Source organism: Paraburkholderia sp. GAS32, from assembly GCF_050434225.1.
Classification (GTDB): Bacteria; Pseudomonadota; Gammaproteobacteria; order Burkholderiales; family Burkholderiaceae; genus Paraburkholderia; species Paraburkholderia madseniana.
In genome coordinates this window covers 169,282-189,628 of sequence record NZ_JBNPVS010000007.1, presented here as the reverse complement: position 1 = coordinate 189,628, position 20,347 = coordinate 169,282, and the positions used below count along the sequence as shown (strand labels likewise).

Genomic DNA, 20,347 nt, shown 5'->3' with positions numbered 1-20,347 from the left:
ACGCCATGAAGCTCGCGATCATGCAGCCCTACCTGTTTCCGTATATCGGATATTTTCAGTTGGTGGCCGCAGTCGACAAATTTGTCTTTTACGACGACGTGAACTTTATCAAGAACGGCTGGATTAACCGCAACCGGATACTGCTGGGCGATCAGATTCGCTACCTGACCGTACCGCTTGCCGGTGCGAGCCCAATGCTAAAGATCAACGACGTCCTGATCCAGCCACGCGAGCGCTGGCTGCGCAAGCTGCTCGAATCGATTCGTCACGCCTACGCGAAAGCACCTCAGTATCCGCGCATCAGCGAATTGATCGAGCAGATCCTGACAGCGCCTTTCGACCATATTTCGCTGCTCGCGTCGCACACCGTCACGGAAATCTGCAGGTACCTGGAGATCGACACCGAGTTCGTCGCCTCGTCGACCCGGTACGGCAATGCGCAACTCAAGGGGACCCATCGGGTAATCGATATCTGCGCAAGAGAGCAAGCGCTCATCTACGTGAACCTGCCTGGCGGCCGCGCTCTTTACGACGGCGAGGCGTTCTCCGCCCGCGGTGTAGAGCTCGCCTTCATCGAGCCGAACCTGTGCCCTTATTCGCAGTTCGACGACGTATTTCATCCTGCTTTATCGATTCTCGACGTACTGATGTTCAACGGCAAAGACAACGTCAGAGACATGCTTTCCGCACAGGTGTATGCATGACCGCAGTTGAGCCGCGCGCCATTGGCGGATATTTCGAACTGGAACTGCCGCCGGTCGGGTCGCCCCTTCACGACGGCGCACTGTGTTTTCAGTCGTCGCGTGCGGCGTTTCTGGCGCTGCTTCGCCCGCTGCGCCCTACCGCCGTCTGGATGCCCTGGTACATTTGCGACGCCATGATCGAACCGCTGCGCATGGCCGGCACGGCCGTCAAACGCTATCGGCTCGATTCGGATTTGCGCGTGCAATCCGTCGACCTCGCACAGGGTGAGTGGCTTGTCTACGTGAATTACTTTGGTCTGTGCGAGTACCAGGTCAACGACGTGCTCAGCCGGTTTCCACGCGAACGCGTCGTGATCGACAATGCACAGGCCTTGTTCGCGCAGCCGCGCGATTGCCTGGCCACGCTGTACTCACCGCGCAAATTTCTCGGTGTGCCCGACGGCGGGTACCTCGTCACACAGCAGCCGATCGATATGCCGAATGCGACCGACCAAACCTCGGTGCAACGCTGCGCGCATCTTCTGAGCCGGCTCGCGCAAGACGCTGAAGCAGGTTATGCAGACTATGCGGCAGCCGAAGAAAGCCTGAAAAATCAGGAACCGCTGCAGATGTCGCAACTGACGCGGCGCATGCTCGCCAGTGTCGACTACGATTCCGTGCGTGCAAGGCGAGTCGCGAACTTTACTTATCTTCACGAGAAGCTGCAGCGCTACAACCGTTTCACGTTTCACGATAGCGAAACGGCGGTGCCGCTCTGCTACCCCTTTTTCGGCGCGCCTTCAGGACTTCGCGAAGCGCTTCGGGCGCAACGTGTCTACACGCCTGGCTACTGGCCGGACGTCGCGGCCGCCGAAGGCGTGCCGGATTTCGAAAGCGATCTTCCTGACTCGACGCTGTTCTTGCCGTGCGATCAGCGGCTCACGCGCGCCGATCTTGCGCCGATAGTGCAACGCATACTGGACCGCCTCGCATGATCAACAACACGATATTCCTGCGCGAGATCGAACGCAGCGACCTTCCGACCATCAACGCATGGCGCGCCGATCAGGCGCTGGTCGGTTTGCTCGGCGGCGCCTTCCGGCATGTAGGTCCCGAGATCGACGGCAAATGGTTCGATAGTTACCTCAGTTCCCGCGCCAATAGCGTTCGTCTCGCGGTCTGTCTCACATCTACTCGGGAACTGGTTGGCGTGACGTATCTGCTGGGAATCGACTGGGTGAACCGCTGTGCGGAGTTCTCGATCCAGATCGGCGCGGAATCGGCGCGCGGCCGTGGGATCGGTGAGGCCGCAACGCGCTTGACGCTCGAGCATGCATTCAGCGACCTCAATCTGCACCGTGTTTCGTTGACCGTGCTCGCGTCCAATGCGCGCGCCATTGCGCTCTACGAAAAAGTGGGCTTCCGCGCCGAAGGTCTGATGCGGCAGGCGGCCTTTAAAGGCGGCCACTATCTCGACGTTATTCCGATGGCCATGCTGACTACTGACTGCTGACCGCTCCTGAGCCATTCACCTGTTCCCGTTGCCTCGCCCCTTCATGAATACGATCGACGCTCGACACGACACCGCACTTGCGACGGCAGGCTGGACCATCATCCCCCAGCTGATTCGCATGAATTTGCTCGACTCGCTGGTCGAGGCGCTGCAGCCCTCCCTCGCGTTGCGCAACGAGATCAGGCAACGCAACGGCGTGCTGGACAACAGCGCCGGCACCTTGCACCACCTGTTGATGGATAGCGAGTGTTATGTCGAACTGCTGGCGGAGTTCTCAGTCCTGGAGCCGGTTTTCAAACGGTACTTCGATGGCAACTTCGTGCTCAATTCGTACGGCGGCGTCATCAACGAGCGCGACTCGCGCTCCTATGTCCAGAACGTGCATCGGGATATCCGCTTCGGCTCGGACAGTCGCCGCTTCATGCTGAACGCGCTGGTGATGCTCGACGATTTCACCCTGGAGAATGGCGCAACGCATGTCCTTTCGCACTCGCAAAACATCCAGCAGCAACCCGCCGACGAAGCGTTCTATGCACAAGCGGCACGTGCGACAGGCAAGCGTGGCTCGGTCCTGTTGTTCGATTCACGCATGTGGCACGCGACCGGACAGAACGCCACACTTGCGCCGCGCCGTGCTTTGACATTGACTTTCACGAGCCCCTTCTTCAAACCGCAGCTCGACTACGCCCGGCTGTTCGGCTACCGCAATCTCGACCAGTGCAATGCATGGATGCGTCAGGTACTCGGCTTCAACGCGCGGGTGCCGGAGTCGCTCGATGAGTTTTACGTGCCGGTCGAGCAGCGTTTCTATCAACGTGGACAGGATTGATTGCATGAGCAGAGACTACAACGCGGAAGCGAAAGATCATCCCGAACATCGCTACGCCTACGACTTCGACTATCTGATGCATGAATATATGCTTCGGACCTTTACGCCGCTCCTCAGCAACGGAAACGCGCTTGAACTGGGATGCTTCGAGGGCAATTTCACGCGCCTGCTCGCTCAACGCTTCGACTCGCTGGAAGTCGTCGAGGCATCGGCGGACTGCATCGCGATTGCGTCGGAGAAGGTAAAAGATTCGGTCAAGTTTCATCACTCGACGTTCGAGACGTTCGAACCGGCGCAGCGTTACGACAATATTTTTCTGATCCATACGCTCGAGCACCTCGACCATCCGGTCGAGGTGCTGCGCCGGATCGGTAGCTGGCTGTCCGAGAGTGGCCGCCTGTTCGTGGCGGCACCGAATGCGCGTGCCGGATCGAGGCAGATCGCGGTCAACATGGGGTTGATCGATCATCACGCGGCCGTGACGGCGGCGGAAGCGGCCCATGGCCACCGGGTCACCTACTCGATCGATACACTGCGGGCCGATCTGCGTGCGGCGAAACTCCGCCCGGTCACGGAAGGCGGAGTCTTTTTCAAGGGTCTTGCCAACTTCCAGATCGACGCAGCTTTACAGGCCGGCATCATATCCAGAGCATATCTGGACGGCTGTTTTGAGTTGGGGCGCATTTACCCCGACTTGTGCTCCAGCGTATACGCGATCTGCGAACGCAGTGCCTGAACCCGCGGCAGGTGGCTGCCGCGGCTGTACTCACCGCCTGAACCGCCCGCCCCCGCCGCCGAAGTGCCCCTGCCCCTGAAACTGCCCACTCGCTCGCGCATTCCCGAGATCATGCCCCTGCTTGAGCGAATCGAGCTGCTGCGTCTGGCTGGCGCTTGGCTGAACCGGCTGCCAGCCGTTGGCGCTGTGCTGCTCCCAGCCGCCACCCTGATCATGACGGTAGACGTTGCCGTCGCTGCCCGCATAGACATTGCCGTTATTCCACGCGACAGCGTTACCGGTGTTCTTGTTGCCCACCACGCCGCGCGAACTTGCCTGATGATCGCCTGAATTCGTGTTGCCGGTTACGCCCCCTTCAGCCACGCCGTAGCGGCCGGTCTGCGCGTTGTAGCCGGCGCGCTGCCCGCCCGCTGCGTAATCGCCGGTGCCCTGGTTGCCCACTACGCCACCACGTCCCGCACCGCTGCGTCCCGTCGACGGATCGCTGAACGAGCCTTGCCGTCCCGCCGCGTAGTTGCCGTTGTACGCGTTCTCGACGGCGCCACGACTCCCTTGGTAATGAGCGCCAGTGTACGGATTGAAACCGGACACGGACGACCCCGCCCAACTGTTGCCGGTCCAGCCGTTCCAGCCGCTCGCGTGGGTCACGGTGGCCTGCCCTCCCCAGCGGCCGTAAATATTCGCCTGGTTGACGTTCGCGTATTGCCAGCTGCCGCCCCAATACGGTCCCCAGTATGGCGACGGTGCGCCCCACGTGGCGCCGATCGCAAAGCCGAAGGCGAAGCCCACCGTCGTGCCGAGCGCGAAGCCGGCGCCGTAGCCATAGGTGGCCGGATAGCCGTAGTAGACCTCGCCGACGTACGGCGCGTACACATAGCCGGTGCCGTACACGACGGTACCGTCTGCGTTGACAACGACACCCATATAGCCCGGCGTATAGCCGACCACCACCGTATCCGGCGTCGCCGAATAGACGTGGACGTAGGTCACGTAATGCACGGGCGAAGCCGCCGGAATCGTATAGATCGCAGCCGGCACGGTATCGGCGACATGCCACGGGCCACTTGCCGCGCTCGCGGTGAACCAGATCCCGTTGGCGACCGCGAAGAATTGCGTAGGCGCCGTCTGGATCACCGGCGTCGCCGTGTTCACCGCATACGAAAGCGACGTGCCGGCAATGCCCACGAACTTCGGCGTGCCGTCATAGACCACCTTCAGCGTGGTGGACTTGCGCGATACGGTCGCTGTCTGCGGGATGGTTGCGGCGATCGCCGCTTCTTTGGCCTGCGGCGTGCCGGGCACGGAGACGAGCGCATTCGCGTGCGGGTCGTCGGCAGCGATCTTTGCGAAATCGGCGGGCAGACTCTTGCCGTCGACGAAGGTCCAAGGTCCATTCAGACCCGCTGCGGTAAACCAGCGGCCCGACAGCAGCAAGTAGTAATGGTTGTCGCACGGCTCGACGAAGAGCGCGTGGTCGGCGTTGGCGACGGAGAGTAAGCTCACGCCCTTCACCGGTTGCAGCGAAGGCTTGCCGGTCATCACCACCAGCTCGGCCGGCTGCGCGGCGACGACAACGTCCGGCGCCTGCGCCGGTTTCTTGCCGTCGGCGGGCAACAGCGGGTCGGACTTCAGATTCGTTTGCGCTTTGTTCGCCGCGGCGACCAGCTCATGCGGCGGCGTCGCGGTCAGATGCCACGGACCGTCGAGCGATGTCGCCTCGTACCAGTAGCCCGCAGCATTCAGATGCAGCGTGCTACTCGCGTCCTTGATCAGCATCGCCCGCGTGTTGATCAGGCGTTGATAGTGCGTGTCGCCGAGCGCACGCCAGTTCGCGTCGCCGTCGACCAGCACGAGCAGCGAGGGGCGTTCAGCAAAGAGGATGTGAGGTACGTTGTTCTGCACCGCGAGGCCGGGTTCACTGCCTTCGTGGGTGCTGGCATAACTGGCCTGCAACTGTTCGAGCGATGTGGTGAGGCCGTCTTTCGGGATGCGTGCCTGCAAGGCAGTTCACCCCAGCCGCGGCACCCGGCGTGGCCGGCATATCGACCTGGTCGATGACGATATCGGGCAGTTGAACAGTCGAGCTGGTCTTGTCGACTTCAGCACGCGCGGTGAAATGCGCGACGCCGTAGTTGGGTGTGGCGCTCTTCGCACCGACCGCAAAAGCCGCGCGCCCTTCGATCCGGTTGCCCTGCCACACTTCCACCTGCGGCTGATACAACTCGATGCGCTGTTGCGCGCTATCGAAGTCGCGCGGCCAGGCCGTCGGCAGCGGCTGCACGGCGGCCGCGGCAAGCGCCTGCCCGGGCGTAGCGACTGTCACCGCAAGCGACGTGCAGACGCCGGCAAGCAACAGCAAGGATCGCTTCATCGTAGTTTTCATTGTGCGTGATTCCTTCAACGTGAAAATCGGTGTGCGAAAACACGTAGACTGCAGACAGCGCTCGCGCCGTGCATGCAACCTGTTGCCGTGCCCCTTCAGCGAACTCAACTGGACTGATTGATTCTCGTCACCGCCATGCGCTGCCCACCTGCACATAAAACGCGTTCTGCCCCGGCCCGTGCGCGACGTCGATCCCCATCGTCACGCCGAGCTTGCGAGCAATCAGATAGCGAAACCCTGTGCCGAAGCCGAACGCGGTGGGCGCATCCGAAAACGAATGCAGATGGCCGTAGGCTTTACCAACGCCGCCGAAGCCGAGCACCGACCAGCGCGGCGTGACGTTCCAGCGGATTTCGGCTTCCGCGGTAAGCTGGTTGTTGTCCTGGAACTTCGCATCGGACACGCCACGCAGCGACACATACGGCTGCGCGAAAAACGGAATGTTTCCTTGCGAGAAGCCGGTGTCGGCGCGCAGGCCGAGCACCCAGCTCTTCGATAGCGGAATCCACTGGTAGCCGCGTGCCGTCTGCTCCTGAAAGTTGGTGGAACTGCCGAGCCCGCCGCGCGCGAGGTCGGCTTCCAGCTCCGCATAGGTGCCGCTCGACGGATAGACATGTTGTCGCGCGTGTCGTAGTCGACCACCACGCCGCCCTTGGCGACGCGCTGATCTCTCTCGAACCCGCGAATCCCCGCCGGAACGGTCGCGTCAAAACGCGTGCTCGCGTCGAAGAAGGTATAGCGCGGGCCGACATACCAGCGACTATTGCCGAGCCTGAACAGGACCTGCTGCACGAGCGCGATACCGTCGAGCTGATAGGCGCGCGGCTGGTTCTGGATGCCGTAGTAGTTCAGATGCAGCCCCACCTTGCCGATCACGCCGAGATAGCGAATGTGGTCGTCGTCCCAGGTGTGGAAATGCATCAACCCCGCGCCCCAGCTATGCGTACCGCTCACGAAGCCGCCGAGGCCGGTGATGTTCGGCGGCGCTTTGGCGTCGTCGCGCGCACCGGCGCTTTTCTTCGGCAGCGAGAAATAGAGCAGGCCGAGGCCTAGGCCGTAGCCGACCGCCGGCTCGGTGATCAGCGTCGGCACAGGCAAGACGCCCCTATGCGTCAGCAACAGATTGCTCAAGTCGAAAGCACCGTCTTCGGGATCGGTGAATCTCGACGCCGCGCGGCCGTGGACCGACACGAGCAGCAACGCCGCGACCACCGCCGAGGCGCGCAGCGATCGTCTGCGGGGCACCTCGGACTCGCCCGGTGGAGCGGCGTCGGCGGGAAACGGCACACACGAGGAGCGACGGATCACCAGATGCATGCTCCGTTCCTGGAAGGTGGCACTGACCGACAGTTCCACCGCATTCCCCTTAGGCCGGTTACTGACGTTGAATTCATTGACCCAACGCAGCGACGCCGACACCGGCGTTTTCTGGACCTTGCCAGGCCACGTGACCATCGGCCCGATACCCACCGAATGCCCCTGATTGCCGCCGGTGGCATCGGCCAGGCCGCCGCTATCATGACCGATCTGCTGGATATACCCGCCCACCACGCCCACGCCCCAGCCGCTGCCGAAGCGCTTGAGCGCGAGCAGGTCGAGCACGCTGACCGGTGCGTTGTGATAGTGGGTGTCGCCGTTCGGCGTATAGAACTCGACGCCATAGTTCAACGACAACTCGATCTCTTCCTTCGGGAACAGCTTCGTGTACGAGAACGTCGGCGTGAAGGTCCACGTGTTCTGCCCGGCATTGGCGAGGCGGCTCGAGGTGTACGCGCCGGTCGGCGCATAGATCTGCAGGCTCAATGCGATGTGGTCGGTCCTGGTCAGGTGATAGCCGGCCACCACCGGCGTGAAGAAGAGGTCGGCGAACTGGGTGCCATGATCGTTCGGCAAGCGGCCATGAAACGACGACACGTCGGTGTACTGGATCGGTACGCCGAACGAAGAAGCGAAGTTCCAGCCGCCCGCCGTAATGCCCCAGGTCTTGATCGCATTCACAATGCGTGTACACGATCGAATAGTCCTACCCGGCGGTGACAGTACCGGCGATCGGGATCGTCTTGCTCGCACCGAGCGAGCCTTCGTAGTAAATCGTGTTGGCCGACACGATCCAGTCGCTGGTGGGCGGCACGACGCCTGCGTACGGCGTGACCTGCATGCCGGTGATCGGCCTGCCGATGCCACCTTCAGTAGCCCACGCTTGTTGCGAAAGACCCACGCCGGCGGTGGTAAGAAGCGCACCCGTGCACAACCTGGCGAGTGACCGGCTTGCGGACAAACGGTTTGTGCGACTCATAGTCATCCTCATGAAATTAACTTTCCGCACTTCCACTTTGCGGAACAAGGTTTTGACACACCGCGGCGGCAAGCCGCACGCGTGCACATCGGCGTGTTTTCTTACGGTTCACGCTTGACCGGCGGCGGCGTCCAACTGCCGTCGAGCGCCGGTTGCTGCGGCCAATAGGCGCGGACATACAGCGAGAACGCTTCATTGGCCGGCGCCGGCAGCCAGTTGGAGACCTTGTCGTCACCGGGACTCGTGTTCTGCACGTAAAGCGTCAACGAGCCATCCGCATTGAACTTCAGGTCCTTGTTCTTGGTGCCGAGCGAGTAGCGGTTCTGCGGGTTCGGCGAGAAGAAGTGGTGCGAGTTGTACAGCGTCAGCGACCAGAACCCCCTGACCGGCGGCAACTGATCCTTGGCGAACGTCACCGTGTAGCGTGCGTTGCCATCGAGACGCTGACCGGATGCGTCGGCGTCGGCGTAGAAATACTTGGTCTCGTTAGGCTTGTTGACGAAGATGTTCGACTTCGCCACCGCCGTGTGTGTGAAGTAGTCCGTGCCGAACGCGGCGCCGTTGCTGATGGTGTTCCAGTTCGCCGGCAGCCGCTTGCCAAAGGTGTTGAAGTTGAACAGCGGCGTGACCAGATCCGCTTCGGCCTTCGTCCCTTCCTCAACAATCGCGGTCTTGATTGCCGGATCCTTCTGCGCCGCGACGATCAATGCGCGCGCCTGCGCGTAGAGCGCCTCTTCGCCGCGTTGCGGCGGCGTCACGTCGAGCACGGTGCGCAGCATGTCCCAGAAGCGGTTTGGATCGACCCACTTGATTTCTTCGGCGTTGCCGCCCGCGGCACCACCGGCCTCGCCGAAGCTCGGCAGCTTCGACCAGTCGGTCTCCTTGACCTTGCCGTCGTACTCGGCGAGCGGATACAGGCCAACCTTCGCAATCACCGACTGCACGGCCACGCGATCTTCAGGCGTGTCGTCCATGAAAACGCGCGGAATAAAACTGCCGACTCCGGTCGACGAGCGGAACACCTGGCGGATGCCCTTCGGCACCTGGCCGTGCCAGTCAGGGCCCGCCAGGAGATAGAAGCCCGGACGTGTGCCGTACATCTTGCCGAGACTCGCGAAACCGTCGGTACGCAGATCGACGGCCTGATAGACCCAGAAGCGTTTGCCGAAATCGGGCACCTGCACGACCACCGGCGTCTGATTCAGATCGAGGATCGAGGAGCCGTAGACCACGTCCTGATTCGGACACGCAACAAATCGCTCCTGCGGCTGAATGTAGTCGCGCAGCATCGACAGATGATTGGGCGGCGCAACCGGCACGATGCCGCCGTTCAGACCCGGCTGTGGGACCTGCTTCATCGCCAGCAGACGGCCGTAGACGTTCACCATCGGCCACGCCCAGAAGTAGGTCTGGCGCGCCACCAATCGCGCGTATTCTTCAGAGATCGCATAGCCGGCCACTGGACCCGGCACGGACGCCGTGGTGGCCGTCGCATGCGCCGGCTGATCCTGCTGCGTCTTCGCCAGACTGGGTGCAGCAACCGACGCCAGCACGGCGGCCGTGACCCATGTCGCTGTTTTCTTATTCATATTGTCCTCAGGTTCGTCCATGCGCGGCTTAGCGCTTTTGGGGCTCGGGGGATTCCAGCTACCGTTGAGCACCGTCTCATCCGGGCCATAGATGCGCATGCCGAGGGTGTACGCACCGGTGGGCGCCGGCAGCCAGTTCGACGTCTTGTCCGCACCCGGCGACGTGTTCTGCACGTAGATATCCAGCGAGCCATCGGCGCCGTACTTCAGGCCTTTGGTGCGATCGCCGATCGAGTAACGGTTGATTGGATTCGCAACCAGATGGCGCGCGGGCAGGTCGTACAGCGTCATCGACCAGAAGAATTTCGCGGGCGGCAGGTCCTTCTTGTCGAAGTGCAGCACGTACGGCACTGAGCCGAGCAGTTGCGCGCGTTCGCCGTTCACTCGTGTGCCGACGTACACCGCTTCTTCCTTGGTATTGCCGTAAATCCCCATCGCCGCCGCGACGGCGCGCGTGGTGTAGTCGTCCTTCAGATCCGCACGGCTGCCGAACAGGCTGAACGAGCCAGTGGTGTGTTTTTCCGCGTCGGCCAATGCGGCTTTGCCGTCTGCGACACCAGCTTCGAGCGCGGCGCGCGTTTCCGGCGTCAAGGCGGCCGGATCGAACGGCGCGCCCGGCGCAATGCCGATCTTCGCGAAGCGCGCCATCAATTCCTGCTCGGACGGCGCCGGCGGCTGCGTGAACTGCAGCATGAAGTTCAGATAGGCGATGAAGTCGACCGAAGTCGCCTTCGCTTCATCCCACTTCGGAAAATCGAGCTTCGCGACGGACGGCGGCGCAGCCGTATGTTCGAAGGCGGACAGCGGCGTGAGCTTGTATTGCTTCTGGATCGCCTCGACGTTTTTGACGTCGCTCGCGCCGTTGAGCGCCGTGCGGCCGAGCGTCAGGATCAGGTCCGTCTCGGAGCGGAACACCTTGTCGATGCCCTTGGGCGTATCACCGTGCCAGTTCGGACCGGCGAACAGATAGTGGCCCGCGCCGTTGCCCGTGGCGCGCGAACCGACGTACGCGAAGTTGTAGGTGTACAGGTCGATCCACTGGAAGACGTAGTAGCGCTCTTTCGGCACCGCGGGCACCGTCAGCACCCACGGCTCGCGACGCAGATCGAGCCACGCCCACGAGTACGGCGTGTCGTTGTTCGGCGTGACGATGTCCTTGTTCTCGGGACCGTACGGATGCGAGTAGTTGCGGAACTTGCCGAAGCCGCCCACATAAGACTTCGAGCCGGAATCGAGCGCCTACTCGTAAAGCGTCTTGTAGTTGAACAGCATCGGATACGCGTAGAGGAACGCGTCTTTGGCGATCGCGCGCGCTTCTTCAGGCGAGGCGGTGACGGCCGCTGTCGCCGCCGTGGGGGCGCTCGCTTGAGCGACGGCTTGCGTATGCGGTAACGTGGTCAGTGACAAGGCCGCGATGACTGCGCAGGTCGGCAGGCGTTTGAATAAGGTCATGGTTAAGTCCTCTGTTTCTGTGCTCAGTTTTTTGTGCTTATTTGCCGAACGTCATGTTCAGCCCGGCGAAGATGGTGAACTTCGGCACGCCGGCGCCGGAATGCGCTACCGAGTATTGCGGCTCGATAAACGCGTTGTAGATGGTCGAGCCGCCTTTCCACGCTTTGCCCGCACCCAGACCCACCGGGATGTAATAGCTGCCATGCTGCAGGTCGAAAGTCCAGGTGCCGGTCGAGCGGATATACCAGCGCCGCCCGGCAGGTTGAAGATGCCGAACGGCTGCGCGGTGAGCGATTGCGTGGTGGGCCGGCTGGTTTGTCCCGCGAACGAGTGTTGCCACTGCACCAGGGCGCCGAGGAGCCGCGCCTTCGTCGCGCTGACGGCGACCGCGGCAAGACCGGCCTGCCACTTGCCGGTGCCGAGGCTCGGGTCGGTGGCGGTCGGCATCGTCACGAGCGGGCCGACGCCGACCTGCACGTCGCCTTGCGAGAGCAGGAAGATGTCGAATAGGTTCAGGTCGCCGAGGCCGGTGTTATAGCCGCCGCTTGGATCGGGCCGCGTGCTGACCGGCACCGTGGCGCGGAAAATTTCCGGCACGCCGATCAGGCTGTTCGGGCCGATCGGCACGGTGGGGCGCAAGAGCAGATCGTTGGTGTGCGCGCTCGCGCCGAACACGCTCGGCGTGTAGTAATTCTGATGTTGAATGAGGCTGCCAGATTAAGCGGGTTATTACTCTTATTGGCTTCGTCGGCCGATGCCTGAGCGAACGCCGGCGACAACACCACCGAGGCGGCGTATAACGCTACCGACCCAACCACGCTTTTACAACCCATTCGCGCACCTCGTCTATGGGCATTTCTTATAGGCGAACGCATTCTTTTGCCCGATGCAAATAAAGCAGGAGCAATGGCATTCGTATTTTCGAATTAGGTCGAACTAACGCAAACTAATCGCAGGCGTAAGTTCACCTCACCCAGTGGCCACGCGCAACCGGGGAAATATGCAAAGCGGATAAGATGCGCGATTAATTCGCACTAAGTCTTTCGGGCAAGCTGGAAAGACGGTACGGCCGGATGCAGGGCTTGCATGGACGCTCCTTTCAGACTCAAGAGACGCCGCACCAAACGACGCATGCGGAGGTAAAAAATTCACAATCCGGGAGTGTTGTGGCGGAATAGTAGCAAACGTTTCAGGAGATTACAGAGATAAATTTGTAACGCGATAGAAATCTACGCAATTTCGGACGGAGTTAGATTTTGGCCGCCATTCTTATTCCACACTTTTGCCACTACGTTGAGCATTTGTTTGCTTGTTGCATAAAAAGCTGCATAGCGGCATACGCCATTTGACAATTACCGGCATTCACGCCGTCGTCCCAAAAAAGCAACAAAACGGGCTGCAACAATCGCCGTGTCCCATTAGACTTGCGCTCGCTTAAAGTTTGACCCACCGCTTTTGATGAGGCTTTTATGATTCGCACGATGCACCGGTACTGCATTGCTTTGACCGTTATGGTTCTTTCAGCTTGTACCGTTACGCCGCACCACGACGCAAGCGAGTCGCCGGCCGGCGCGTCGACCGCCGCAACCCTCGCGTCGTGGAACGATACTGCGAGCAAACGCTCGATTGTCGATTTCGTCACGCTGGTCACGACGCCAGAGTCGAAAGACTTCATCCCGCGCGCCGACCGGATCGCCGTATTCGACAACGACGGCACGTTGTGGCCGGAGCAACCCGCCTCGGTACAACTGGTGTTCGCGCTGCAACGGGTGAAGACGGTGGCCGGGCGGCATCCGGAATGGAAACGGCAGGACCCGTTCCGCTCGATTCTGAAAGGCAATCTGAAGAGCATCGCGGCGAGCGGCGACGCCGGTTCGACGAGGCTGCTGGCGGCGGCGCATGCCGGCATGACCAGCGATCAATTCGCCGCGCTCGTGCACGAATGGTTCGACTCCGCGAGCGACCCGCGCTTCAATCGCCCGTACGCCGACCTCGCTTATCAGCCGATGCTCGAGTTGCTCGCCTATCTGCGCGCCAATGGCTTCAGGACCTATCTGGTGACGGGCAGCGATGTCGAGTTCGTCCGTGACATCGCGCAGCGCGTGTACGGCATTCCGCCCGAGCAGGTGATCGGCAGCACCGTCAAATACAAGTACAACCAGACGAACGGCGCAGTGTCGCTGACCCGGCTTGCGCAGGTCGACAATCTCGTCGATGGCGCGGCCAAACCGCTTGCCATCGACCGCGTGATCGGCCGGCGTCCGGTGATCGCGTTCGGCAACGCCGACGGCGATGTGCCGATGCTCGAATGGACCTCGGCCGGCGACGGTCCGCGCCTCGCGGCGCTGCTGCATCACACCGACGGCGAACGGGAGTACGCGTACGACCGAACGGCGAAAAGCGGCAAGCTCGACAAGGGGCTGGACGAAGCCAGCGGGAAAGGCTGGCTCGTCGTCGATGTGAAGGATGACTGGAAGACGGTGTTCAAGACGGATAGCACAGCAACGGCTGCGGCGGCGCCGTCCAATTAAGGGCGGCTGGTTGGGAAGGCCGCGCTTCGGCGGCTTTTGTCGCGGCCTTCCCGGTCTTTCGTCACTCGCTCAGCGGCTCAGCGTGATCGCCAGATAAGTGGCGTAGAGCACGCCGCACACCAGCAGCGCCCACACCGGCACGCCGCGCGCACGCACGTTGATCCGCAGCCACGCGGCGGCAGCGAGCGTGATCACGATACCGGTCACCACTTCGATACGCGGCGCCCACGGCGTCAGCAGAATCCCGATTGCGGGCAGCAGCGTGCCCTGGAACACCATCGCGCCGGTGATGTTGCCGAACGCCAGCGTGTCCTTGCCACGGCGAATCCACAGGATGCTGTTGACCTTCTCCGGCAACTCGGTGGCGATCGGAATGATCAGCAGCGACAGCAGCAGCGGCGAGACGCCGAGCACTTGCGACACGCCCCGCACACCGTGGATGAAGCCTTCCGCGCCCCACACCAGCAACGCAACCGCCAGCGCCAGTTGCACCGCGATGGTCGCGAGATTGGTGGGCAAGCCAAGACGCGACAGCAGCATTCTGCCCGGCGCTTCAGTGCCGTGACCGGCGTCGACCAGTTTGTTCGATGCACGGAACGTCATCACCACATACGTGATGTACACACCGACCAGCGCCGCGCTGAACAGCCCCCGTACGATCATCTCTTCATGCGGCACGTACATCGCCGCGGCCGCCAGCACAAAGGCGCACAGGAAGTAGTTCAGATCGCGCGTGAAACCCGTGCGTTCCGGCGTGACCCAGCCGCCGGCACCGCGCGAACCGAGAATCGCCAGCGTCATCAGGAAAGTGGAGAGGGTGGAGAGCATGAGCGGCGCGCCGAGAATCGCGCCGACGCCGATCTCCTGATTGACCGCGCTATCGGTCGTGCCGCCCGCAATCGCGAGCAGCGGGACGAGGGTTTCGGGCAGGGCGGTACCGACCGCCGCGAACAGCGAACCCGTCACGCCCTCGGAGATTTTCAGGCGCTCGCCGAGATGCTCGAGGGCATTGGTGAAGAGCTCGGCCGACACGAGAATGACGACCAGCATGATGGCGAGTTGGAACAGGAGACCGGTCATGCGCGCCTCACTGCAAATGCAAAGGGGAAGCGGCACAACGGACCGGCAAGTGGGGAGACTGGCAGGGCACAACGATGTTTCACAGGGCAACTCCGCGGTCGGACGAAAGTAACGAACCAATGACGCACCGCGCCCCGTCCGACCAGAACGAAGCAGTGCGCCAATGGTCTCGCCAAACCGACCCGGTCGAACGCGCCATGACCCGCAGGTCAAGTATGTTGACGCGCTCTCCTTCAATGGATGAAGGAAGGCTACTCCCCAGTGACCGGAGGATTCTAGCGGGACGGGAGGCTTTCAACAAGCTTGGAATCGGGCGCGTGCGCCGGCGCCCTCTGGTTTTGCTACGGCCGTCCAGTGATGCGACATCAGCCTCGCAAGCGTGCGATGGCCCCACTGGTAAGATCACTCACCGTCTACGACCGCAGTGAGTGTTCACATGAGTTATCAAAACCGCCAGTGGTTTTACGTCAAGCGTCCTGAAGGACGCGTTGGCGATGAGCATTACGAGTTACGCGAAAGCGAACTCGACGACAAATTGTCATCCAATGAGGTTCTCATCCGGGCGCGCATTATCAGCGTCGATCCATACATTCGCATCCAGCAGCACGAACGCAATACCTACGATGTGCCGCATCCACTCGGCATCGTGCAGCGAGCGGGCGTGGTGGGTGAAGTGGTGGCGTCGGCGAGCCCGCTGTTCAAGCAGGGCGACTGGGTGTCGGCCTATAGCGGCTGGCAGTTGTATGCCAAGTGCCATCACAGCGAACTGACCAAACTGGACCCCGCCGCGGCGCCGGTTTCGACCGCGCTCGGCGTGCTCGGTATGCCGGGACGCACTGCGTGGTTCGGTTTGATGGAAGCGGGCAAGCCGCGTCCGGGCGACACGCTGGTCGTGTCCGGTGCGGCGGGCGCAGTCGGCTCGCTGGTCGCGCAGTTCGGCAAGCGCGCCGGATGTCGCGTCATTGGGATAGCGGGCGGTCCGGACAAGTGCGCGTTTCTGACCGACACGCTGAAGCTCGACGGCGCGGTCGACTATCGGGCGCATCCGACGCTTGAAGGCTTGCAGTCAGCGCTGCAGGCGGCGACCGGCGGCGTCGATGTCTATTTCGACAACGTGGGCGGCATGGTCACAGATGCGGTGATTCCGCTCATCAAGCGCCGCGCACGGATCGTGATCTGCGGCGCGATCGCTCAATACGACGGCGGTCTCGACACGCCGGACCTCGCGCCGCGCTTCCTGCAGCACATGCTGTTTCAGCGCGCGACGATTCAGGGGATTCTGGCGCGCGATTTTACGCATCGGATGGATGAGATGCTGCAGACGGTTGCGCCGTGGGTGAAGAACGGTGAAATCGTTTATCAGGAGACTTACGTCGATGGGTTTGACGCGTTGCCGAACGCGCTGAATAGCCTGTTTGAGGGGAAGAATCTTGGGAAGCTGCTGGTGAGGGTATGAAGGTGTGAGTTCCTGAACGACAACCCCGACGCTGGCCGGGGTTGTCGTTTGTGGATTGTTTATTTCCGTTTGCTGCGTCTTTGCAGCATGGCCTCGGTCTCTGGCGCGGTCATGTACCTGCCGGCAACTCTGTAGTCATAGTCCGGGGTGATGGTGATCTGTCCGAGCCGGTAGTCAATGATGAACCGGACCTGGTGTCCGGGCAGGAAGCCGGCGTGTTCGAGCATGGCATCGGTAACCTGCATCCAGGGAAAGGCAGTATGCTTGCCGCGTTCGTGCGTGCGGTCTGCTTCAAGCGCAACGGAAATGCGCGTGACGTGTTCGTCGCGTGCGCGACGTGGTTTAAGATTGGCATCAGCCATGGTCAACTCCTTCGGTGAGTTGGTGGTGGTCAGCGGGCCGTATGGGTTGCCGCCCATGCGGCCCGCGCTTCTTCTACTGCATCAAATCTCCTTCCTTACCGCTGGCTCTGTGCCAGCACCGTATCAAGCATCTCGGACACGAAGCGTTGCCGCGCCTTCGGTAGCCGGCTGATCGCCTCGATCTGCTGTTGCAGCTTAGAGGACGGACCGCGTTTGCCGTCTGGGGTGACGTTCTGCCCCAGCAGTTCATCGGATGAAAGCCCAAGCGTTCTGGTCAACTCCGGTAGCAGTGAGGCGGGCAGCCGCAGCCGCCCACCTTCGTAGTGAGCGAGGGTCTGCTGGGCAATGCCGAGCTGCTCGGCGAGTTGCTGTTGGGTGAACTCGTGGGCCTTGCGAGCGCTGGCGATACGCGCGCCCAGCGCCTTGAAAAACTGTTCGTCCTTTGGGTTCATGGCTAAGCTCAGCGGTGAAAGTCCAGCCATGATTGTAGCTCTGGATTGCGAGTTAATAGATTGATTTACATCATAATGGAGTACTCCACAATCGAGTTGTTGTTAATCAAAACCCTCTTGATTGGTTTTTAGACGGAGGACGGATTCATGCCGCGCATCCATCAGGAAGAACTGGAAACGCGCGACGACCCGACGAGCGACCGACACCGAGACCACTTTCGCAAGCCAGGCAAGTAAACGTAGTTACAAAAACCTGTTACGGCCCTTTGTTTTTGTAACTACAATAACCATATGAAAACGACTCACGACCAAACCAAGAGCAACGCCAACGAGCAGAAGCACGGCGTATCTCTGTCAATCGCCGAAGCGATTGATTGGTCGTCCGTATGGTGCGCACCCGACGACCGCAAGGATTACGGCGAGTTGCGCGAAATTGGCTATGCCGTGATCGACGCCCGCCTCTATTGCGTCGTGTTCACGCAGCGCGGCGAAACCTTTCGGGTTATTAGTCTGCGCAAGGCGAACAACCGGGAGATAGACCGCTATGAAAAAGCAACCCAAATTGATCCGTAACACGCCCGAAGAAGAAGCCGCGATTGCTCGCGGCATCGCGGCCGACCCTGACACGTTCGAACCGACCGATGAACAGTTCGCACAGATGAAGCCGCGCGGCGGCCGACCTAAGCTTGCGCACCCGAAAGTCGCGGTGACGATTCGATACGACGCTGAGATAGTGGAGCGTTTCAGAGCAAGCGGCGAAGGCTGGCAAACGCGCATGAACGACGCACTGCGCGACTGGCTCAAGACACACCACGCATGAGGTGCTAAAGGAGTCGGGAGGGTGGGAAACGCTGGAAATGGTGCAACGCTACGCGCACCTGTCAGCCGATCGCCTGGCACGTTGGGTTCAGCTGCACACACCGTCGTCGACCTACAGATGACTGCCGGCCGACTACATTTTCACTGTGCTGGGGGAAACGGTGAAGCAGAGAAACCGCTGAAAGCCTTACGGCTATTGGTGCGCCCGGCTGGGATCGAACCAGCAACCCCTGCCTTCGGAGGGCAGTACTCTATCCATTGAGCTACGGGCGCTTCAACACGAAAGCGCGGCAACCTGAACAGGAGCGACGCCAAAGCGAGACCGAAAGGATACCCGGTTTCGGCCAAACCGTCCACCGGACGGCCTAGATGGCGGGATTGCGCGCCTGAAGCCTTCCATTCGGGCGGTGCCAGCCTCACCCCGCGATGCGGGTAAACGCCTGCTGAACACCTGGCCGCGCCCCTCGCCGCCGCCGAAATGTTCCGTCTATAATCGTCCGTGGCTGAATAGAGAACAAGAAGTTGCCGTCACGCTGTACCGCTCACATATCCACGGAGACGAGACAAGCATGAGCGAAGCACCACACGGAGCCCCAATCAAAACCCCCGGGCAGCTCATTGCCGCGATCATTGCCAGTTTTGCGGTACCGATCGTCATCATCGTTCTGCTAGTGATCTACGTCGATAATTCGACGCGCACCGGCGCCGGCACAGACAGTCTTTCCGACGCCGAGGTCAGCGCGCGCATCAAGCCGCTCGCACAAGTCGACATTCGCGACGCCAATGCGCCACGCATCTACAAGACCGGTGAAGAAGTTTACAAGGCCGTTTGCTCCGCGTGTCACGCGTCGGGTGCGGCAGGCGCGCCGAAATTCACCAATACCGCCGACTGGGCGCCGCGTATCACGCAGGGCTTCGACACGCTGTGGCACACGGCGCTCGCCGGCAAGGGCGCGATGCCCGCGCGTGGCGGCACCAGCCCGGACGACTACAGCGACTTCGAAATCGCCCGCGCGGTGGCATACATGGCGAACAATTCCGGTGCGAGCTTTCCTGAACCGGCCCAGCCGGCAGCGGGTGCGGCGGCAGCCGCGTCTGGCGCTGCTGCGGCGGCGCCGGCGGGTGCTTCGGACGCTGGCGCTGCACAGGCCGCTGCTGCAATGGCGGCCATGGCAAGCGTGCCGCAAGCGGCTGCGCCAGCAGCAGGCGGAACCCAAAGCGCGGACGCCTCGCAAGCCGGCAAGGCGCTGTATCAGCAGGTTTGTCAGGCGTGTCACGCGGCCGGCGTGCTGAACGCACCGAAGTTCGGCGACAAGGACGCATGGGCGCCGCGCCTGAAAGAACCGATGGACACGGTCTACAACTACGCACTGCACGGCAAGGGTGCGATGCCGCCCAAAGGTGGCTCGACTGCCTCCGACTCGGACGTGAAAGCCGCCGTCGACTACATGGTCAGCGCGGCGAAATAAGGCGCTTCTGGCGGTTGTCGCAGGACAAAAAATCCCTGCACCGTGGCGACACGGGCAGGGATTTTTTATGCGAATGCGCTCTATGCGCCGTCGGCTCAGGCGCCTGCCGATGCAACCGCGGGGCGGCTGAACGCCTCGACAAATGCCAACGCCGGTGTGCTACGAGCCAGCGACGTCAAATGCGTGTGCAGGTCGGCAGGCACGAGCCACGGATAGCTCAGCCCATCTTGCAACGCTTCGAGCAATTTGCCGTCGACGTCCGGCACGACGTCCATGCGTGCGATGTGGATATGGAACCCCGTGACGGCCGGCGCCGCGTCGAAAGTCCACCGATACACCCCGTGGCCGACACGCAATGCGCCGGTTGCCCGTTCGCGCATCACCACCAGCCAGGGCAAGGCCTCGATCGTGCCGTTATCCACCGCGAGCGAATCGCACACGTAGTACGTGCGGCACTGCGCGTACTGGGCGCCGAAATCGGTGACGAGCGTTTTCGCGATCGCATCGGTACCGACTGTGCGTGCCGGAAACGCGATATTCGACGTGGCAAGCGAAATAGTGAGAACCGCATCCGGCGCGAAGGCCTCGGCGATGCGGTGAGCACGCGTGTTGTCTTTCGCGTCGACGTAGGTTTCGAGCGCGCGGCAATAGTGCGCGAGCGGCGGCGTGGGCATGCGAGCGGTCTCCGATTGACGGG

General features: G+C 61.8%; 19 protein-coding genes, 1 tRNA gene, 2 pseudogenes and 1 riboswitch. Of the genes and pseudogenes, 11 read left to right on the top strand and 11 right to left on the bottom strand.

The genetic code is table 11. The features are described 5' to 3' along the window. Positions 1-5: 5 nt before the first annotated feature. Genes P3T25_RS11490 through P3T25_RS11470 form a run of 5 tightly spaced genes read left to right on the top strand, consistent with a single transcriptional unit; the run spans position 6 to position 3,761 of the window. Positions 6-704, top strand: a complete 699-nt coding sequence (locus P3T25_RS11490; protein WP_154559883.1) for a WbqC family protein — start codon at positions 6-8, stop codon at positions 702-704. Continuing rightward, entirely contained in the window at positions 701-1,678 is a 978-nt protein-coding gene (locus tag P3T25_RS11485; RefSeq protein ID WP_429358127.1) for a hypothetical protein, read from the top strand. Before P3T25_RS11490 ends, P3T25_RS11485 begins: the two co-directional genes overlap by 4 nt. Beyond that, positions 1,675-2,196, top strand: a complete 522-nt coding sequence (locus P3T25_RS11480) for a GNAT family N-acetyltransferase (protein WP_429358126.1) — start codon at positions 1,675-1,677, stop codon at positions 2,194-2,196. The genes P3T25_RS11485 and P3T25_RS11480 overlap by 4 nt, the downstream gene beginning before the upstream one ends. A 43-nt stretch (positions 2,197-2,239) precedes the next feature. Continuing rightward, positions 2,240-3,025 (top strand): phytanoyl-CoA dioxygenase family protein, encoded by a 786-nt coding sequence (locus P3T25_RS11475; protein WP_429358125.1) that lies wholly within the window; start codon positions 2,240-2,242, stop codon positions 3,023-3,025. A 4-nt stretch (positions 3,026-3,029) separates the two neighbouring features. After that, positions 3,030-3,761, top strand: coding sequence for a class I SAM-dependent methyltransferase (locus tag P3T25_RS11470; RefSeq protein ID WP_429358124.1), 732 nt, complete (start codon positions 3,030-3,032; stop codon positions 3,759-3,761). A 30-nt stretch (positions 3,762-3,791) separates the two neighbouring features. Here P3T25_RS11470 and P3T25_RS11465 read toward each other — a convergent pair. From P3T25_RS11465 to P3T25_RS11440, 6 genes and pseudogenes are all read right to left on the bottom strand, one after another. Next, positions 3,792-6,144 (bottom strand): annotated as a pseudogene (locus P3T25_RS11465) (carbohydrate-binding family V/XII). 222 nt (positions 6,145-6,366) lie between these two features. After that, the gene (locus tag P3T25_RS11460) at positions 6,367-8,142 is read right to left on the bottom strand and encodes a SphA family protein (RefSeq protein ID WP_429358123.1); all 1,776 of its coding nucleotides are present in this window, start codon (positions 8,140-8,142) and stop codon (positions 6,367-6,369) included. 25 nt (positions 8,143-8,167) lie between these two features. Next, on the bottom strand, positions 8,168-8,440 hold the full coding sequence (locus tag P3T25_RS11455) for a hypothetical protein (RefSeq protein ID WP_429358122.1): 273 nt from the start codon (positions 8,438-8,440) through the stop codon (positions 8,168-8,170). A gap of 101 nt (positions 8,441-8,541) precedes the next feature. Beyond that, the gene (locus P3T25_RS11450) at positions 8,542-11,241 is read right to left on the bottom strand and encodes a DUF1254 domain-containing protein (protein ID WP_429358121.1); all 2,700 of its coding nucleotides are present in this window, start codon (positions 11,239-11,241) and stop codon (positions 8,542-8,544) included. A gap of 27 nt (positions 11,242-11,268) precedes the next feature. Further along, positions 11,269-11,481 (bottom strand): hypothetical protein, encoded by a 213-nt coding sequence (locus P3T25_RS11445; protein ID WP_199203090.1) that lies wholly within the window; start codon positions 11,479-11,481, stop codon positions 11,269-11,271. 105 nt (positions 11,482-11,586) lie between these two features. Beyond that, a complete protein-coding gene (locus P3T25_RS11440; protein WP_429358120.1) occupies positions 11,587-12,156 on the bottom strand; it encodes a hypothetical protein in 570 nt (189 codons plus the stop codon). A 794-nt stretch (positions 12,157-12,950) separates the two neighbouring features. Here P3T25_RS11440 and P3T25_RS11435 point away from each other — a divergent pair. Continuing rightward, positions 12,951-14,012, top strand: coding sequence for an HAD family hydrolase (locus P3T25_RS11435; RefSeq protein ID WP_429358119.1), 1,062 nt, complete (start codon positions 12,951-12,953; stop codon positions 14,010-14,012). Between the two features lie 69 nt (positions 14,013-14,081). On the opposite strand, the gene P3T25_RS11430 is transcribed toward P3T25_RS11435, so the two are convergent. Beyond that, positions 14,082-15,092 (bottom strand): sodium:calcium antiporter, encoded by a 1,011-nt coding sequence (locus tag P3T25_RS11430; RefSeq protein ID WP_154566461.1) that lies wholly within the window; start codon positions 15,090-15,092, stop codon positions 14,082-14,084. 100 nt (positions 15,093-15,192) lie between these two features. Further along, positions 15,193-15,364: riboswitch (yybP-ykoY riboswitch) on the bottom strand. 164 nt (positions 15,365-15,528) lie between these two features. Here P3T25_RS11430 and P3T25_RS11425 point away from each other — a divergent pair. After that, positions 15,529-16,548 (top strand): NADP-dependent oxidoreductase, encoded by a 1,020-nt coding sequence (locus tag P3T25_RS11425; RefSeq protein WP_154566462.1) that lies wholly within the window; start codon positions 15,529-15,531, stop codon positions 16,546-16,548. A 59-nt stretch (positions 16,549-16,607) separates the two neighbouring features. On the opposite strand, the gene P3T25_RS11420 is transcribed toward P3T25_RS11425, so the two are convergent. Both P3T25_RS11420 and P3T25_RS11415 read right to left on the bottom strand, forming a co-directional pair. Next, a complete protein-coding gene (locus tag P3T25_RS11420; protein ID WP_429358118.1) occupies positions 16,608-16,910 on the bottom strand; it encodes a hypothetical protein in 303 nt (100 codons plus the stop codon). Between the two features lie 95 nt (positions 16,911-17,005). Next, entirely contained in the window at positions 17,006-17,362 is a 357-nt protein-coding gene (locus P3T25_RS11415) for a helix-turn-helix domain-containing protein (protein ID WP_233465125.1), read from the bottom strand. Between the two features lie 291 nt (positions 17,363-17,653). On the opposite strand from P3T25_RS11415, the gene P3T25_RS11410 reads away from it, so the two are divergent. The 3 genes and pseudogenes from P3T25_RS11410 to P3T25_RS11400 all read left to right on the top strand — a co-directional run. Beyond that, positions 17,654-17,935 (top strand): BrnT family toxin, encoded by a 282-nt coding sequence (locus tag P3T25_RS11410; RefSeq protein WP_154566465.1) that lies wholly within the window; start codon positions 17,654-17,656, stop codon positions 17,933-17,935. Continuing rightward, on the top strand, positions 17,907-18,182 hold the full coding sequence (locus tag P3T25_RS11405; protein ID WP_154566466.1) for a BrnA antitoxin family protein: 276 nt from the start codon (positions 17,907-17,909) through the stop codon (positions 18,180-18,182). The genes P3T25_RS11410 and P3T25_RS11405 overlap by 29 nt, the downstream gene beginning before the upstream one ends. Then, positions 18,166-18,303 (top strand): annotated as a pseudogene (locus tag P3T25_RS11400) (tyrosine-type recombinase/integrase); the annotation flags it as partial. The gene P3T25_RS11405 and the pseudogene P3T25_RS11400, both read left to right, overlap by 17 nt. 75 nt (positions 18,304-18,378) lie before the next feature. On the opposite strand, the gene P3T25_RS11395 reads toward P3T25_RS11400, so the two are convergent. Further along, positions 18,379-18,454, bottom strand: a tRNA-Arg gene (locus tag P3T25_RS11395). Between the two features lie 296 nt (positions 18,455-18,750). On the opposite strand from P3T25_RS11395, the gene P3T25_RS11390 reads away from it, so the two are divergent. Next, the gene (locus P3T25_RS11390; RefSeq protein ID WP_429358117.1) at positions 18,751-19,650 is read left to right on the top strand and encodes a c-type cytochrome; all 900 of its coding nucleotides are present in this window, start codon (positions 18,751-18,753) and stop codon (positions 19,648-19,650) included. Positions 19,651-19,745: 95 nt separating this feature from the next. On the opposite strand, the gene P3T25_RS11385 is transcribed toward P3T25_RS11390, so the two are convergent. Then, complete coding sequence (locus P3T25_RS11385) at positions 19,746-20,324, bottom strand: hypothetical protein (protein WP_154566468.1); 579 nt, start codon at positions 20,322-20,324, stop codon at positions 19,746-19,748. Between the last annotated feature and the right edge of the window lie 23 nt (positions 20,325-20,347).